This is a genomic window from Dactylosporangium thailandense (genome assembly GCF_059739745.1).
Window position 1 is genome coordinate 7,645,243 of record NZ_AP029195.1, and the last position, 16,255, is coordinate 7,661,497.

Sequence of the window (16,255 nt, forward strand, 5' to 3'; positions counted from 1 at the left end):
CAAGGGCAGGGCCGGCGTTCACGGTTCGCGATCGGTGGACCGGGCCATGGCGGCGAGCCCGCCGACGGCCAGCAGCGCGAGCACCGCGGGGACGAGGAACACGCGCGGGAGCCCGGCCGCCTCGGCGCCGATGCCACCGGCGGCGCCGCCCAGGGCGGAGGCCAGCGCGGTGGAGCTCATGAAGATCGCGGACGCGGTGGCGACGGCGGTGGGCAGCAGGCGCTGGGCGACGATGATGCCGAGGGTGGCGAAGACGCCCCAGACGCCGCCCATGAGGATCTGCCCCGCGAATAGCCCGGCCGGGGTGCCGGTGAACGCGAAGCACAGATTGGCCGCGACGCCGAACCCGGCGCCGAGGGTCATCAGCCGCATCATGCCGGTCCGGCGGGCCACGATCACGGCGACGGGCATCAGGAGGATCTCGGCCAGCGGCTGGATGCCGATGATCGCGCCGCTGACGCCGGCCGCGAAGTGCAGCTGCCCGTTCATGTAGATCGGCAGGTAGGCGTACTTGATCGGCTCGCCGGCGTACACCAGCACGTAGAGGCCGGTGAACGCCAGCAGCGGCAGCATCGCCCGCAGGCCCGGGCGGCCGGCGTCCGGCGCGCCGCCCGGACCGGCCGGGGCGGCGGGGGCCGTCCGGAGCGTTCCGAGCGGGACGATCTGGGCCAGCGTGCACACGGCGGTGGCGAGCAGCATGGTGCGCAGCGACGTCTGGGCGGCCAGGAACGACCCGGCGACCGGGCCGACCACCCAGCCGCCGGTCAGGGCCATCCGCACGACGGCGACCACCCCGTCGTTGTTCGGGCCGGGGTGCGCCCGCAGCTCGTCGTGGACGGCCGCGAAGAGCTGCGACGTCGCGGCGCCGCCGAACCCGCCGATCACCGCGCTGATCACGTAGGGCATCCACAGCTCGGTCGAGCAGGCGATGCCCGCCCAGCCGGCGAACCCGGCGACGGCGCACGCCCGGAACAGCCCGAGCCGCCGCCCGGTGCGGTCCGAGCGGCGGCCGATCAGGAATCCGGCCACCGGCGCGGCCAGGTTCGTCAGGTAGAACAGCCCGGCCGCGGTGAGCGACGCGTGCAGGTCGTCGACCAGGAACGACGCGATCTGCGGGGCGGCGGCGGAGAACCCGAGCGCGGACAGGAACACCGCGATCGCGGCCCCGCGCAGCAGCGGGGAGGCGAGGGTCAGCCGCAGCGCCGACGCGGGCGCGACGGGCTCGCCGAGCGCCGGCTCGACCTGCTCGGGAAGGGTCATCCGCGGGGCCTCCACGTCACGGCCGCAGATTCTTCCAATGGAAGAATCTTCGGTCAAGCGGGAGGTTCGCCCGGCGGCAGGAGCCGTTCGAGCAGGGCGAGCGCCCGGCGCACGTCCACCGCCTCCGGGTCGAGCAACCACTGCAGCTGCAGACCGTCGGAGGCGGCGATGACCAGCGACGCCGCGTCGGCGGGATCGATGTCCGCGGCGATCGCGCCGGCGCGCTGGCCCGCGCGGACGCGCTCGGCGAGCTGCTCGCGCACCGCCCGGAAGCGGTCGCGCACGAACTCCTGCGTCAGCGGATGCTGCGCGCCCTGCAGCGCGTCGGTGGTCAGCGTGGCGTAGAGCTCCACCAGGCCCGGGATCGCGCGGTTGCGCCGCGCGCTGCGCTCCATCACCGCGACCGCCGAGATGTCCTCCGGCGGCGGGTCCGCGTGCTCGAGGCGCTCGTGCGCGCGGTACACCTCGACCAGCAGCTCGTCGCGCGACGAGAAGTAGTACCGCAGCGCCGCGTGGGAGACCCCGATCGCCGCCCCGATCGCCCGCAGGGAGGCGCCCACCCCGCGCTCCGCGAACAGCTCGATGGCCCGGGACAGGATCTCCGCCCGCCGCTGCTCGGCCTTGCGGTACGACCGCTCACGCCCCGCGGCGCCGTCCTTGTCCACCCGCGCATCGTACGAAGCGGCAGGGGTGCGGCGGCAACGGCGAGGGCCGCCCCGAGTGAACCGGGCGGCCCTCGAACACGTGCGGTCAGGCGTAGTCGGCGAGGGCCGCCCGGAGCGATCCGGGCGGCCCTCGCAACACGTGCGGTCAGGCGTTGTCGCGCTGCTCCGTGGGCAGGGAGCCGAACGCCGAGGCCGCCGCGCCCGGGGAGCCCGGCAGCTCGCGCGCCGGCTGGTCACCCGACACCTGGGCCGCGGCCGCCGCGGCCTCGGCGTTGGCCGCCGCGGCGGCCTCCTCCGCGGCGCGCCGGGCCTCCAGGACCTCCTCGGACTCGGCCTCCTCGACCGAGGACTGGTCGACGTGGCGCGAGCGCTCCTCGTTGGACATGGTGGCCATCCCGCCCAGGGCGCCCCCGATGCCCTCGAGGGCCTTGGTGAGCTCGACCGGGAGGATCCACAGCTTGTTCGACTGGCCGGCGGCGATCTGCGGCAGGGACTGCAGGTACTGGTACGCCATCACCTTCGAGTCCGGGTTCGCCAAGTGGATGGAGTCCACGACGGTCCGGATGGCCTTCGCCTGGCCCTCGGCGGTCAGGATGCGGGACTGCCGCTCACCCTCGGCCCGCAGGACCGCCGCCTGCTTCTCACCCTCGGCGGTCAGGATCTGCGACTGCTTGAGGCCTTCGGCGTGCAGGATCGCGGCGCGGCGGTCGCGCTCGGCGCGCATCTGCTTCTCCATGGAGTCGCGGATGCTCGGCGGCGGCTCGATCGCCTTGATCTCGACGCGGGTGACCTTGATGCCCCAGCGGCCCGTCGTCTCGTCCAGCACGCCGGAGAGGTGACGGTTGATCTCGTCGCGGCTGGTGAGGGCCTTCTCCAGGTCGAGCGAGCCGATGACGTTGCGCAGGGTGGTGACGGTCAGCTGCTCGATGGCCTGCAGGTAGGAGAAGATCTCGTAGGTCGCGCGGACGGAGTCGACGACCTTGAAGTACAGCACCGTGTCGATCGAGACGACCAGGTTGTCGGACGTGATCACCGGCTGGGGCGGGAAGTTGACGACCGCCTCCCGCTTGTCGACCTTGTTGCGCACGGAGTCGATGAAGGGCACCAGGATGTTCAGGCCGGGCGTGAGGGTCCGGCTGTACTTCCCGAGCCGCTCCACCACGTACTCGACCTGCTGCGGCACCACCTTCACGGACTTGACGACGGTGATGATGCCGATGAGGGCGGCGGCGATGACGACCACCGCCAGGAACACGCTTGGATCCACTGGGCTCAGTCCTTCCACACCATTGCGGTGGCACCCTTGATCTCGATCACCCGGACCCGTTCCCCCGCGGCGAAGGTCTGCGTGGCGTCGTACGGCCGGGCCCGCCACAACTCCCCGTCGATCTTGATCATGCCGCTGTCGGTGTCCACATCCTCCATCACAAGCGCCATCGAACCCTCGATGGCCTCGACACCCATCTGGGTGTCGCGTTCGTCGCGTTGCATGTAGCGGCGCAGCGTGGGGCGCACCGCCACGAAGGACAGCGCGCTCACGACGGCGAAGACGACGGCCTGGATCGGCTCGTTGGCCCCCAGGGCGGCGGCCCCGGCGGCGGCGAACGCGCCGATCGCGAACATCAGCAGCACGAACGTGGTCGTGAAGATCTCCGCCGCGACGAGCGCGGCGCCGACGATCAGCCAGACGATCAGCCAGACATCCACCCCTCGATCGTGTCACGACGATGCACGTCGTGCCGCATCCGGCGGCCGCCCGTTGCGGGAACCTTGCGAAAGTCCCGCCACCCTTGCGCGATGTGGACAGTTGGGCTGATCGTGACCCCCGTGCCCCTCCTGCCCGAGACCACCGCCCGCATCGACGAACTCATCGCCCGCGCCCACGCCGGCGCGCGGGTGCCGACGCTGGTCGCGGGCGTGGTCCGCGACGGGGCGCTGGCCCACACCGCGCACGCCGGCCCCTACCGGCCCGGGACGCAGTTCCGGATCGGCTCGATCACCAAGACCATGACGGCCGCGCTCGTCCTGGCCCTGCGCGACGAGGGGCGGCTGGCCCTCGACGACCTGCTGTACCGCCACCTGCCCGGCACCCCGGTGGGCGCGGTGACACTGCGCCAGCTGCTCGGGCACGCCGGCGGGGTGCAGCGCGAGCCCGACGGCGACTGGTGGGAGCGCCACGGCGGCACCGACGTGGAGACGTTCCTGTCCACGCTGACCGCGGACAAGGTGGCGTACCCCCCGCTGCACGGCTTCCACTACTCCAACCTGGCCTACGGGCTGCTGGGCGCGGTGGTGAGCCGGCTGGGCGGCGAGGACTGGACCGAGATGCTCGGCAAGCGGCTGCTGCGCCCGCTCGGGCTGGAGCGCACCACGTACGCCGCGGCCGAGCCGTATGCCCGCGGGTACGTCATGCATCCCTGGCTCGACCAGATGCGCGAGGAGCCGCACCCGGACACCGGCGCGATGGCCCCGGCCGGGCAGCTGTGGTCGACCGTGGAGGACCTCGCCCGCTGGGCCGCGTTCGTGGCCGGCCCGGACCCGGCGGTGCTGGCCCCGGCGACCATGACGGAGATGTGCGCGCCGTTCGTGCTCAGCGACCTCGAGTCGTGGCGCGCCGGGCACGGGCTCGGCATCCAGCTGTGGCGGCGCGGCGAGCGGGTCTTCGTGGGCCACAGCGGCTCGATGCCCGGCTACGTGGCCGTGTTCGCGGCCCATCGGCCCTCGCGGACCGCGGTGGTCGCCTTCGCCAACGCGTACACCATGCATCACCCCGGCGGGCTGAGCGCCTTCGGCCTCGACCTGCTCGAGACGGTCCTGGACCGCGAGCCGGTCCGGTCCGTGCCGTGGGCCCCGGGGCCGCCCCCGCCGGCCGAGATCGCGCCGCTGACGGGGCGCTGGTGGTGGATGGGGCGCGAGTACGAGGCCGGCTGGTCCGGCGACGCGCTCGTGGTGACCCCGCTGACCACCGGCGACACGCCGTGGCGCTTCGAGCCCGACGGGCCGGCGCCGGACCGCTGGCGGGGTCGTTCGGGCGAGAACGACGGCGAGGTCCTGATGGTGCGCCGCTCGGCGTCGGGCGAGGTGGTCGCGCTGGACATCGCGACCTTCGTGTTCACCCGCGAGCCCTGGCCGGTGTAGGGGTCTTCCTCAGAGGTCGTCGTCGGGTTCCGTCACGAAGTCGATCAGCCGCTCCATCGAGTTGATCAGCGGCGTCTCCACGTCCCGGAAGCTCGACACCGAGGCGAGGATGCGCCGCCACAGCTCGGCCGGCTCGGCGACCCCGAGGGCCGCGCAGACGCCCTCCTTCCACGGCTGCCCCGGCGGCACGACCGGCCAGGCCCGGATGCCGACGGCCGAGGGCTTCACGGCCTGCCAGACGTCGATGTACGGGTGGCCGGTCACGAGCACGTACGGCGACTGCACCGAGGCGACGATCCGGCTCTCCTTCGAGCCTGGTACCAGGTGGTCCACGAGCACCCCGAGCCGCGCCACGGGCCCGGGCCCGAACGCCCGGACGGCGGCGGCGAGCTCGTCGATGCCGTCCAGCGGCTCCACGACCACGCCCTCGACGCGCAGGTCGTCGCCCCAGATGCGCTCGACCAGGGCGGCGTCGTGGATGCCCTCGACCCAGATCCGGCCGCGGCGGGCCACCCGGGCGGTGTGCCCGGCCACCGCGATCGAGCCCGAGGCGGTGCGCTGCCGCTGCGGCCGGGCGCGCTGCGGCGCGGGCCGCACCAGGGTCACCGCGCGCCCCTCGAGGAGGAACGCGGCCGGATCGAGCGGGAAGTTGCGCCGGTTGCCGTGCCGGTCCTCCAGCACGACCGCGCCGAACTCGAAGCCGACCACGGCCCCGCAGAACCCCGAGTCGGCGTCCTCCACGACCAGCTCGAGCTCGGCCTCCACCACGGGAACCGCCCGCCGGCGGCGCCAGTCGTTGTTCGCCAGGACATCCATGGCCGGGAAGCGTATCGGCTGACGGCCTGTTCGCCTGCGAGACATACCGGCACGTCAGCACGTACCCTTGCTCCCATGTCCCCCGCAGCACGCGCGGCGACCCTCCAGGCGCGCCGCTCGGCGCGTTTCGTGGCATGGGTCCGGGCGTGGCGCGCCGGCCTGGTGCCGTGCGACGACGCCGCCGCCGAGATCTCCGGCGACGAGGAGCACATGGTCTCCGACGTCCCCGGCACCTGGACCGACGTGTCGCTCGCCGACGCCCTGCCGTCGCTGGCGAAGCTGCACCCGGACGAGGTGCGCCTGGTGCTGCCCGCACCCGGCGACCCGCGCGGCCTGCCCGGCCCCGGCCCGTTCACGGGCGCGGCGCTGCTGGCCGGCGAGGGGGTGCTCGCGGGCCCGCTGGGCTTCGTGCCGGAGGTCCGCCTGCACACCTCGGGCTCGGGCGACGAGTTCGAGACCGTGCGCTGGCAGGTGTTCGCCCTGCCGCAGGAGCGCCCGCCGGCCCACGAGCCGACCGCGGCCGAGGCCGAGGCCGAGCTCTCCGCGGAGCTGGTCACGGCGACCCGGACCCTGGCCAAGCTCGACATCGCCCAGTGGCGCCCCGAGCTGGCGGGCGCGATCGAGGCCATCCGCAAGCCGGACGGCGCGACGGACCTCCCGCCCGGCTACGACCCGCGGGCGCGGCGGCTCTACGCGCGCGCCAGCACCCTCGACCGCGTGCTGGCGCTGGCCGAGCACGCGGCCCCGGGCGGTGCCGTCAACGGCTACGAGGTCCAGCAGCGCGACGCCGCCCTGCGGCCCCTGACCACGGCCTGCCGCCGGGCCCTGGTGGCCGCCTGCAACGCCCCGCTGCTGTAGCCGCTGCTGCCGCTCAGACCTCGTCGATCAGGTGCGCCACCGACGGGATGATGCGCGAGGGGCGGTAGGGGTAGCGCTCCACGTCCGACGTCGTGCTGATGCCGCTGAGCACCAGGATGGTCTCCAGGCCGGCCTCCAGCCCGCACAGGACGTCGGTGTCCATGCGGTCGCCGATCATGGCGGTGGTCTCGGAGTGGGCGTCGATGCTGTTGAGGGCCGAGCGCATCATCATCGGGTTGGGCTTGCCGATGAAGTACGGCTCGATCCCCGTGGCCTTCGAGATCAGCGCGGCGACCGCCCCGCAGGCCGGCAGCGCGCCCTCGTTGGACGGCCCGGTGGCGTCGGGGTTGGTGCAGATGAACCGGGCGCCGTTGTTGATCAGGCGGATCGCGGTGGTGATGGCCTCGAAGGAGTACGTCCGGGTCTCACCCAGCACCACGTAGTCGGGCTCGGTGTCGGTGAGGATGTACCCGACCTCGTGCATCGCCGTGGTGAGCCCCGCCTCGCCGATGACGTAGGCGGTGCCTCCCGGGCGCTGCGTGTCGAGGAACTCGGCGGTCGCCAGCGCGGAGGTCCAGATCGCGGACTCCGGCACGTCGAACCCTATGCGGCGCAACCGGGCCTGCAGGTCACGCGCGGTGTAGATCGAGTTGTTGGTCAGGATCAGGAACGGCTTGCCGGACGAGCGCAGCCGGTTGACGAACTCCGGTGCGCCCGGCACGGGCTCGCCCTCGTGCACGAGGACCCCGTCCATGTCGGTGAGCCAGGACTCGATGGGCTTGCGTTCTCTCACGCGCAACATACTCCTTCAGCAACGTTTCGAGCCTATGCGCGTTTCGGTGACGCGCAGCAGTCAGCCGGGCAGAAATCCCAGGTGGGGACGGTTCCGAGCGCGTGACGCACATTACTGTGAGCAAGAACGCGCTCGTCGACGAGCTCGCGGACCATGTCGGCGAAGCGCGGGTCGGCGCCGGGCGTCCCGGCCCGCGCGTAGGCGAGCCCGAGCCGCGCCGCGGTCGCCGCGGCCTCCTCGTCGAGGTCCCAGATCACCTCGAGATGATCGGAGACGAACCCGACCGGGCTGACGACGACCTCGGCGACCCCGGCCCCGGCGAGCGCCTCGAGGTGGTCGTTGACGTCCGGCTCGAGCCACGGCACCTGCGGCGGCCCGGAGCGGCTCTGCCAGACCAGGTCCCACTCGAGCCGCGGCGCGGCCCGCTCGGCGACGAGGGCGGCGGCCTCGCGCAGCTGGGCCTCGTACCGCCCGGCGCCCCCGGGCCCGCTGGCCGCGTTCATGGCGGCCGGGATGGAGTGCGCGGTGAACACCAGCCGCGCGGGCGCCTGCCCGGGCAGGGTGGCCAGGGCCGCCCGCACCGCGTCGGCGTGCGGCTCGATGAAGCCGGGGTGGTCGTGGTAGTGCCGGATCTTGTCGATGACCGGCGCGCCCGGCACCTCGGCCCGGGCCCGGTCGATGTCGTCGAGGTACTGGCGGCAGGAGGAGTACGACCCGTAGGCGCTCGTCACGAAGGCGATCGCGTGCCGCACGCCGTCGTCGCGCATCTGCCGCACGGTGTCGGCGAGCATCGGGTGCCAGTTGCGGTTGCCCCAGTAGATCGGCAGGTCCAGCCTCGGCCGGAGCGCGTCGAGCAGCTCGCGGCACTGGGCGTTGATCGGCGAGACCCCGCCGAAGTGCCGGTAGTGCCCGGCGACGGCCTCCAGGCGCTCGCGCGGGATGCCCCGGCCGCGGGTCACGTTCTCCAGGAACGGCAGGACATCGTCCTGCCCCTCCGGACCGCCGAACGAGAGCAGGAGGAACGCGTCGTAAGCCACGCGCACCATTGTGCTCCTGAGCGATTCACCCCTCGCCCGCCACCTCACCCCGCCGGGCGCTCGAACTCGCCCCGTGTCCCGATCCCTGGGCGGTGCCGCGGCTGCTGGGCGTGGTGCCGGATGACCGCCGCCGGCAACACCCGATCCACCGCAGCCGGGTGAGCGCCGGGCGGCCAGGCGGCACCGGGCCGCCCCGGAGCAGCCCGGACCAGGCGACCTCCCGCCGCACCGCAACAGCCGGCACGACGGGAGCGTAGGCATCCCGCGGCGCCGGCGGCGTCGTCCGGCCGGGCGCGGGATTCTGCTCTTGGCACCGCGGACCTGGCTGGGCGGCCCTCTCCGGCCGAAGGTCCTCAGGGCCGCCCATTGTCTGGCGGGAGCAACGGTCAGCGACTGACGCGGACCCGAGCAGAAATCATGCTCAGGAGGTGCCACCGATGGCGTGGTAGCCGCCGTCGACGTGCACAATCTCGCCCGTCGTGGCCGGGAACCAGTCCGACATCAGCGCGCAGCAGGCCTTGCCCGCGGCCTCCTGGTCGTAGAGGTCCCAGCCCAGCGGCGCGGCCTTCGCCCAGGTGTCCTCGAACACGGCGAAGCCCGGGATCGACTTCGCCGCCATCGTGCGCAGCGGGCCCGCCGCCACCAGGTTCACGCGGATGCCGCGCGGGCCGAGCTCGCGGGCCAGGTAGCGCGACGTCGACTCGAGGCCGGCCTTGGCCACGCCCATCCAGTCGTACACGGGGTAGGCCCGCGTCGCGTCGAAGTCCAGGCCCACGATCGAGCCGCCGGTGCCCATGAGCGGCAGGCAGGCGACGGCGAGCGACTTGAACGAGAACGTCGACACGTGCACCGCCGTGGCCACGTCCTCCCACGGGGCGGTCAGGAAGTCGCCGCCGAGGCAGGACGGCGGGGCGAAGGCGATGGAGTGCAGCACGCCGTCGAGGCCGTCCACGTGCTCGCGCACCTTGTCGGCCAGGCCGTCGAGGTGCTCCTTGTTGGTCACGTCGAGCTCGATCACCGGCGCCTCCTGCGGCAGCCGCTTGGCGATGCGCTCCACCAGCGACAGCCGGCCGAAGCCGGTGAGCACGACCTTGGCGCCCTGCTCCTGGGCGAGTTTCGCGGCGGCGAAGGCGATCGACTGGTCGGTGATGATCCCGGTGATCAGCAGCCGTTTGCCCTCGAGAAGTCCACCCATGATTGCGCAATCTCCCTAGAAAGTAGTCAGTGGCCCATGCCCAGGCCGCCGTCCACGGGGATGACGGCGCCGGTGATGTAGGCCGCGGCGTCGCTCGCCAGGAAGGTCACCACGTCGGCGACCTCCTCGGGCTTCGCCATGCGGCCCAGCGGGATGTTCTTCCTGTACTCGGCCTGCGTCGCCTCCGGCAGGACCGCCGTCATGTCCGTCTCGATGAACCCGGGCGCGACCACGTTGGCGGTGATGTTGCGGCTGCCGAGCTCGCGGGTGATCGATCGGGCCATGCCCACCAGGCCGGCCTTGCTGGCGGCGTAGTTCACCTGGCCCGGGCTGCCGTAGAGGCCCACGACCGAGGAGATGAAGATGATCCGGCCCCAGCGGGCGCGCAGCATCTTGCTCGCGGCGCGCTTGGCGCAGCGGAACGAGCCGGTCAGGTTGGTGTCCACGACGCCGGTGAACTGCTCCTCGCTCATGCGCAGCAGCAGCGTGTCCTGCGTGACGCCGGCGTTGGCGATGAGCACCTCGACCGGGCCGAGCGCGTTCTCCACCTCGGTGAAGGCGGCGTCCACGGCGGCACTGTCGGTGATGTCACACTGCACGCCGAAGAGACCCTCCGGAGCCCCGGAACCGCGGTGCGTCACCGCCACGCGGTCACCCTGCTTGGCGAACGCCTGCGCGATCGCCAGTCCGATGCCCCGGTTCCCGCCGGTGACCAGTACGGTCCTCGCCACGGTGCCGCCTTTCAAAGCTCGTGGAAATCTGTAGGGAGCGTAGGTGCTACCGCATGGTAGGTCCCAATGCGCCGGGCGGCTGATGCCGGGATTGGCGACAGGGCGTAGCATTGGGGCCGTCCGGCACCCGGCCGTATTGACGGCTGGGTTCCTTTCGCTGACCGTCCGGCACGGCAGCTGCTCCCAGGAGGTGATCGCTGTGCGAAGTAGCGATCCCTCCAGTCGTGGCCGGTAGCAGCAGATCACCCGCCACGGCTTCCGTGTGTCTGTTCTCTCCTTCTGTCTGAGACAACACCCGTTGGAGCATCTCGTGAGCCGTTTCGTCGCGCCCGTTGGCTTCTTCCTGGCCGCCGCCTGGGTGGCCGCGCTCTTCTACCTGGTCGGCGCCCACTAGGGCAGACGCGAGCCCCACAACAGGCTCAGTCCGCCCGCGCACAGCGCCAGCAGGAACCCGAACCCGAGGTACCACTGGGTGATCTCCCGCGGCTTCGTGCGGAAGCCGATGGAGCTGCCCATGTCCGAGTAGACGCGCTTGAGCTCGTCCTTGCTGGCGGCCTCGTAGAAGTACCCCTTGGTGACCTCCGCCACCTTCTGCAGCGAGGGGCGGTCGACCGGCACCCGCTGCGGGGTGTTGCCGATGCGCACCACGCCCTCGTCGGTGCCGAAGGCGATCGTCGACACCGGCACGTTGGCCGCCGACGCCGCCGCGGACGCGTCCTCCAGCGAGCGGCCCGCGGTGCGGAAGCCGTCGGAGAGCAGCACGATCCGGGCCGGCGGCGGGCCGGCCGCGCCGTCCGCGGGCACCGTGCGGATCGCGTCGAGGCTCGTGAAGACCGCCTCGCCGGTCGCCGTGGACTCCTGCAGGGTCAGGCCGTCGATGGCCTGCATCACCGAGCTGCGCTCCTTCGTCGGCGAGACCAGCACGCTCGCGGTCTTGGCGAAGGAGACCAGCCCGACGTTGAAGCTCGGCGGGAGCTGCTTGACGAAGTCGATCGCCGCCGACTTGGCCGCGTCGATGCGCGTCGGGGCCACGTCGGTCGCCTGCATCGACAGCGACACGTCGATGGCGAGCATGATGGTGGCCCGCTCCAGCGGCTCCTTGGTGTCGACCGACGGGCGGGTCAGGCCGAAGGCGAGGATCACCAGGCTGAGCAGGAACGCCGCGGCGCTGACGTGCCGGCGCGCGCCGATGCCCTTGGGCACCAGGCTGCTGAGCAGGTCGACGTTGGTGAAGCGCACCGCGAACGCGCGGCGGTGCAGCTGCCGCCAGATGTAGATGCCGATGACCCCCGCGACGGGGATCAGGGCGAGCAGCCACCACGGCGAGAGCAGACGGATCATCGGGTCGTACCTCGAGTTCGAGCGTGTCGCTGGGCCGCGACGAACCGGACGATGTCCAGGAGCCAGTCGGAGTCGGTGCGCAGCCGCAGATGGGCCGCGCCGGCGCCGCGCAGGGCCGAGGCTATCTCGGCCCGCTGGGCGGCGGCCGCGTGCGCGTAGCGGTGGCGCAGCTTCGGGTCGGCCGTCTGCACCTCGTGCGTCCGGCCCGTCTCCGGGTCCACGAGCGCGATGACGCCGACGTTGGGCAGCTCCAGCTCCCGCGGGTCGACGACCTCGACGGCGAGCAGGTCGTGGCGCACGCCGAGCTTGCGCAGCGGGCGCGCCCACTGCTCCGGCGGCGTCATGAAGTCGGAGATCACCACGGCCAGGCCGCGCCGGCGCGGGGGCCGGTTGAGCATGTCGATGAGCGCGCCGAGGTCCGCGCGGCCGGGCCGGCCCCGGGTGAGCGCGATCGTGCGCAGCAGCCCCTGGGCGTCCTTGCGGCCGGGGCGGGCGGGCAGGCGGGTCAGGTCGTCGGCGGTCCCCACGACGGCGCCGATGCGGTTGCCGCCCCGCACGGTCAGGTGGGCCACCGCGGCCGCCGCGGCCACCGCGAGGTCCCGTTTGAGGTACTGCGCGGTGCCGAAGTCGAGGCTGGCGCTCAGATCCACGGCGAGCCAGGTCTCCAGCTCGCGGTCGGCGACGGTCTGGCGGACGTGGGGCAGCGTGGTGCGCGCCGTGACCGGCCAGTCCATGCGGCGCACGTCGTCGCCCGGGCGGTACTCCCGCGACTCCCCCGCCTCCGTGCCCGGCCCGGGCAGCAGGCCGAGGTAGTCGCCCTGCAGCAGCCCGTCGAGCTTGCGCGTGACGAGCAGCTGCATGCGGTTGAGGACGACCTCCGCGCGGGCGTCGTCCAGGCCGGTGCCGCTCTGGATCTTCACCGCCCCGGCCACGTGGTGATCGTGGTCGTGCCGCCCGGACCCGGCTGCCCCGGCTGCCCCGGCTGGCCCGCGGGGGCGGTGGTCGCCTGCTGGCGGGGCGCGACGGTGGGCGGCGGCACGGCGGCGAGCACCCGGCGCACGACGTCGTCGGCCGGGATGTCGTCGGCGAGCGCGTCGTAGGAGAGCACCAGCCGGTGGCGCAGGATGTCGGGGGCGATGTCCTGCACGTCCTGCGGCAGCGCGTAGTCCCGGCCGCGCAGCAGGGCCAGCGCGCGCGACGCCCGCACGATGCCGAGCGAGGCGCGGGGGCTGGCACCGTACTGAATGAGGTGCGCGATGTCCCCCAGCCCGTGCTCGGCCGGGGCGCGGGTCGCGACCACCAGCCGCACCGCGTAGTCCACGAGCGCGTTGTGCACGAAGACGTCGTCGGCCTTGTCCTGCAGCGCCATGAGCTCCTGGGTGGTGAGCACCGCGGTCGGCTCCGGGGTCTTCACGCTGACCCGGTAGACGATCTCGCGCTCCTCGGCGTCGGTCGGGTACCCCACCTGGATCTTCATGAGGAACCGGTCGCGCTGGGCCTCGGGCAGCGGGTAGACGCCCTCCTGCTCGATCGGGTTCTGGGTGGCCATCACCAGGAACGGGCGGGGCACGTCGTAGGTCTCGCCGCCGATCGACACCTGCTGCTCGGCCATGACCTCCAGCAGCGCCGACTGCACCTTGGCGGGGGCCCGGTTGATCTCGTCGGCGAGCAGGAAGTTCACGAACACGGGCCCGAGCTCGACGTCGAACTTCTCGCTGGACTGCCGGTAGATCCGGGTGCCGACGATGTCGGCCGGGACCAGGTCCGGGGTGAACTGGATGCGGGAGAAGGTGCCGCCAACGACCCGGGCGAGGGTCTCCACGGCGAGCGTCTTGGCGACGCCGGGCACGCCCTCCAGCAGCACGTGGCCGCGGCACAGCAGGGACACGAACATCCGCTCGATCATGCGGTCCTGGCCGACGATCACCCGCTTGACCTCGAAGAGCGCCCGTTCGAGCACGGTCGCGTCCTGAGCTGGGGTCGAGACAGGGTTGTTCGGCTGGGTCACCGGTCCTCCACGCGCGCGCTTGTACTTCCGAGTCAACCTAACGTCGGAACAAACCTAACGCCGGTCAACCTAGCGTCGCACGGCGCGGCGACCGATCGCGATCCGATGCTCCTGAGAGCCTACTGGGAGTTGCCTCCCCGGCGACTTGGTCCGATATATCGGATATGTGGCTATCGATCCGGGGGATTTTCGTCACCGGGCAGGCGACGACTGGACACCACCCGTACCGCAGTGGGTACGATTCACCCGTCGCCGGGCGGCTTCCCCCGTGGCCGCCCGGCGCTCACACTCTTGGCGTGGACGTGATGATCTGCTCCGCGAAGGGTTGCCGTTCCGAGGCCCGCTGGCAGCTGCTGTGGAACAATCCCAAGCTGCACACGCCCGAGCGGCGCAAGATCTGGCTGGCCTGCGACGAGCACCGGGACTCACTCGGCGACTTCCTCGCGGCGCGCGGCTTCCTGCGCGAGACCACTACGCTCGAGGGGTGAACGCTCCGGTCGCGCCCGACCCGCTGCGCCCCTGGCCCGACACGGTCGAGTGGCGGCCGATCTCCGCGCGGTACTTCCTCGTCCGCCTCGCCGTCCTGGGCGTCTGGGTGCTGATCCTCACGCTCGCCGCCCTGGTCGCCGCGGTGCTGTGGTCGGCCTGGGGCTACGCCGCGGCCGTCGCGATCGTCGCCGGCGGCGCCCTGCGCGCGGTGTTCCTGCGCCGGTCCATCCGCGCCTGGGGCTACGCCGAGCGGGCCGAGGACCTGCTGGTCCGCCACGGGCTGCTCGTGCGGCGGCTGTCGATCGTGCCGTACGCCCGGATGCAGTTCGTCGACGTGACCGCCGGGCCGATCGAGCGCGCCGCGGGCCTGGCCACGGTCACCCTGCACACGGCCGCCGCGGCGAGCGACGCCACCGTGCCGGGCCTGGAGGCCGCCGAGGCCACCCGGCTGCGCGACCGGCTCGCCGCCCTGGGCGAGATCCGGGAAGAGGGTTTGTGACCGAGCCCCTGACCCTGCCGCGGCAGCGTCTGCACCCGCTGACGCCGCTGGTGCGCGGGGCCAAGCTGGTCGCCCTGGCCGCCGTCGCCGTCTCCTGGCGCGGCCTGTCCGACCTCGGGCTGCTGCACTGGCTGATCGCCATGGTCGTGATCCTCGTCGGCGCGGTGCTCGTGTCGGCGGTGGTGTGGGCCGTGACCGGGTACGAGGTCGTGGGCCGCGAGCTGCGCGTCCACGAGGGCCTGCTGTCGCGGCGGGTGCGGACCATCCCGCTGGAGCGGGTCCAGGCGATCGACGTCGTGCGGCCCGCCCTGGCCCGCGTGTTCGGCCTGGCCGAGCTGCGCCTCGAGGTGATCGGGGGCAGCAAGGCGGAGGCGCCGCTGGCGTACCTCACCGTCGCCGGCGCCACCGAGCTGCGCGCCAGCCTGCTCGGCCTCGCGACCGGGGCCGCGCCCGCCGCGCCCGACGACGAGCGCCCGCTGTTCACCGTGGACAACCGCCGGCTGCTGCTCGCCCAGGTCCTCACCCCGCAGCTGCTCGCGGTGCCGGTCGGCGCCGCGTTCGTCATCTGGCCGGCGCTCGCGCACCCCGACTGGACCCTGATCGGCGCGGCGAGCACCATCACCGCGTTCCTCGGCGTCTTCCAGGTGCCGGTGCGCCGCGTGCTCGACGAGTGGGACTTCCGCATCGCCGACGACACCGCGGCCCTGCGCGTGCGGCAGGGGCTGCTGAACAAGCGCAGCCAGTCGGTGCCGCCGCGGCGCGTGCAGGGCGTGAAGCTGACGTGGCCGCTGCTGTGGCGCCCGGCCGGCTGGGCCCGGGCGCGCATGGACGTGGCGGGCTACGGCGGCGACGGCGACGAGCAGCTGCGCGCGGGCACGCTGGTGCCCGTCGCCGCGGCCTCCGACGCCGCATCGGTGGCCGCTTCGGTACTGGCCGAGGCCGTCATCGCCGCCCCCGTCGACGTCACCGCGCTGCCCGTGAGCCGCCCGCCCCGCCGCGCCCGGTGGCTCGGGCCGTGGTCGTGGTCGCGCATCGGGGTGGCCGTGACCGACGACGTGGTCGTGGTGCGGGAGGGCGTCCTCACCCGCGAGGTCGTGGCCGTGCCGCTGGCGCGGGTGCAGAGCGTGCGGGTCGTGCAGGGGCCGCTGCAGCGCGCGCTGTCGCTGGCGACGGTGACCGTGGACACGGCGGGCGGCCTGACCGCGACCGCCCGCCTGCGCGACGCCCAGGACGCCTACCACCTCGCGGGCGAGCTGGCCGCACGCTCCCGGGCCGCGCGCCACACCTTCGCGGCCCGCCTCGCCGCGGCCGCCCCGCCGCCGCCCGCGACCCCGGAGCCACCTGCGGCACCCGAGCCTCCCGCGGTGCCGGAGCCGCCCGCGGCGCCGGCCTTCGGGTTTCACGCACCCGGGCAATGACCGCGGT

General features: G+C 73.1%; 17 protein-coding genes. 5 read left to right on the plus strand and 12 right to left on the minus strand.

All coding sequences use genetic code 11. The features are described 5' to 3' along the window. Positions 1-18: 18 nt before the first annotated feature. From AC6JBM_RS33915 to AC6JBM_RS33930, 4 genes are all read right to left on the minus strand, one after another. A complete protein-coding gene (locus AC6JBM_RS33915; RefSeq protein ID WP_497978072.1) occupies positions 19-1,260 on the minus strand; it encodes an MFS transporter in 1,242 nt (413 codons plus the stop codon). Positions 1,261-1,313: 53 nt separating this feature from the next. Then, on the minus strand, positions 1,314-1,925 hold the full coding sequence (locus AC6JBM_RS33920; RefSeq protein ID WP_497978073.1) for a TetR/AcrR family transcriptional regulator: 612 nt from the start codon (positions 1,923-1,925) through the stop codon (positions 1,314-1,316). Between the two features lie 145 nt (positions 1,926-2,070). After that, positions 2,071-3,192 carry an SPFH domain-containing protein gene (locus AC6JBM_RS33925; RefSeq protein WP_497978074.1) on the minus strand — a complete coding sequence of 374 codons (1,122 nt, stop codon included), beginning with the start codon at positions 3,190-3,192 and terminating at the stop codon, positions 2,071-2,073. A gap of 5 nt (positions 3,193-3,197) precedes the next feature. Further along, a complete protein-coding gene (locus tag AC6JBM_RS33930) occupies positions 3,198-3,632 on the minus strand; it encodes an NfeD family protein (protein ID WP_350615325.1) in 435 nt (144 codons plus the stop codon). 120 nt (positions 3,633-3,752) lie between these two features. On the opposite strand from AC6JBM_RS33930, the gene AC6JBM_RS33935 reads away from it, so the two are divergent. Then, positions 3,753-5,063 (plus strand): serine hydrolase domain-containing protein, encoded by a 1,311-nt coding sequence (locus tag AC6JBM_RS33935; RefSeq protein WP_497986570.1) that lies wholly within the window; start codon positions 3,753-3,755, stop codon positions 5,061-5,063. Positions 5,064-5,072: 9 nt separating this feature from the next. Here AC6JBM_RS33935 and AC6JBM_RS33940 read toward each other — a convergent pair whose 3' ends face one another. Next, on the minus strand, positions 5,073-5,879 hold the full coding sequence (locus AC6JBM_RS33940; RefSeq protein ID WP_497978075.1) for a DUF3097 domain-containing protein: 807 nt from the start codon (positions 5,877-5,879) through the stop codon (positions 5,073-5,075). Positions 5,880-5,954: 75 nt separating this feature from the next. Between AC6JBM_RS33940 and AC6JBM_RS33945 the strand changes: the two genes are divergently transcribed. Then, entirely contained in the window at positions 5,955-6,737 is a 783-nt protein-coding gene (locus AC6JBM_RS33945) for an Rv1486c family protein (protein ID WP_350615322.1), read from the plus strand. Between the two features lie 13 nt (positions 6,738-6,750). On the opposite strand, the gene AC6JBM_RS33950 is transcribed toward AC6JBM_RS33945, so the two are convergent. From AC6JBM_RS33950 to AC6JBM_RS33980, 7 genes are all read right to left on the minus strand, one after another. Beyond that, positions 6,751-7,530, minus strand: coding sequence for an HAD-IIA family hydrolase (locus AC6JBM_RS33950; protein WP_497978076.1), 780 nt, complete (start codon positions 7,528-7,530; stop codon positions 6,751-6,753). Between the two features lie 32 nt (positions 7,531-7,562). Beyond that, positions 7,563-8,567: a ferrochelatase gene (locus AC6JBM_RS33955; RefSeq protein WP_497978077.1), complete on the minus strand. Its 1,005-nt coding sequence runs from the start codon at positions 8,565-8,567 to the stop codon at positions 7,563-7,565. A 421-nt stretch (positions 8,568-8,988) separates the two neighbouring features. Continuing rightward, entirely contained in the window at positions 8,989-9,762 is a 774-nt protein-coding gene (gene fabI / locus AC6JBM_RS33960) for an enoyl-ACP reductase FabI (RefSeq protein WP_497978078.1), read from the minus strand. A 26-nt stretch (positions 9,763-9,788) separates the two neighbouring features. Further along, complete coding sequence (fabG, locus tag AC6JBM_RS33965) at positions 9,789-10,493, minus strand: 3-oxoacyl-[acyl-carrier-protein] reductase (RefSeq protein WP_350615318.1); 705 nt, start codon at positions 10,491-10,493, stop codon at positions 9,789-9,791. A gap of 390 nt (positions 10,494-10,883) precedes the next feature. After that, complete coding sequence (locus AC6JBM_RS33970) at positions 10,884-11,834, minus strand: VWA domain-containing protein (protein ID WP_350615316.1); 951 nt, start codon at positions 11,832-11,834, stop codon at positions 10,884-10,886. Next, positions 11,831-12,694 carry a DUF58 domain-containing protein gene (locus tag AC6JBM_RS33975; RefSeq protein WP_497986571.1) on the minus strand — a complete coding sequence of 288 codons (864 nt, stop codon included), beginning with the start codon at positions 12,692-12,694 and terminating at the stop codon, positions 11,831-11,833. Before AC6JBM_RS33975 ends, AC6JBM_RS33970 begins: the two co-directional genes overlap by 4 nt. Positions 12,695-12,750: 56 nt before the next feature. Next, complete coding sequence (locus tag AC6JBM_RS33980) at positions 12,751-13,878, minus strand: AAA family ATPase (RefSeq protein ID WP_497978079.1); 1,128 nt, start codon at positions 13,876-13,878, stop codon at positions 12,751-12,753. A gap of 269 nt (positions 13,879-14,147) precedes the next feature. On the opposite strand from AC6JBM_RS33980, the gene AC6JBM_RS33985 reads away from it, so the two are divergent. From AC6JBM_RS33985 to AC6JBM_RS33995, 3 genes are read left to right on the plus strand one after another with little or no spacing between them, the layout of a single operon-like run. Beyond that, a complete protein-coding gene (locus AC6JBM_RS33985; protein WP_497986572.1) occupies positions 14,148-14,330 on the plus strand; it encodes an acetone carboxylase in 183 nt (60 codons plus the stop codon). Then, a complete protein-coding gene (locus AC6JBM_RS33990) occupies positions 14,327-14,830 on the plus strand; it encodes a PH domain-containing protein (protein ID WP_497978080.1) in 504 nt (167 codons plus the stop codon). The genes AC6JBM_RS33985 and AC6JBM_RS33990 overlap by 4 nt, the downstream gene beginning before the upstream one ends. Beyond that, on the plus strand, positions 14,827-16,248 hold the full coding sequence (locus tag AC6JBM_RS33995; RefSeq protein ID WP_497978081.1) for a PH domain-containing protein: 1,422 nt from the start codon (positions 14,827-14,829) through the stop codon (positions 16,246-16,248). The genes AC6JBM_RS33990 and AC6JBM_RS33995 overlap by 4 nt, the downstream gene beginning before the upstream one ends. The last annotated feature ends 7 nt before the right edge of the window (positions 16,249-16,255 follow it).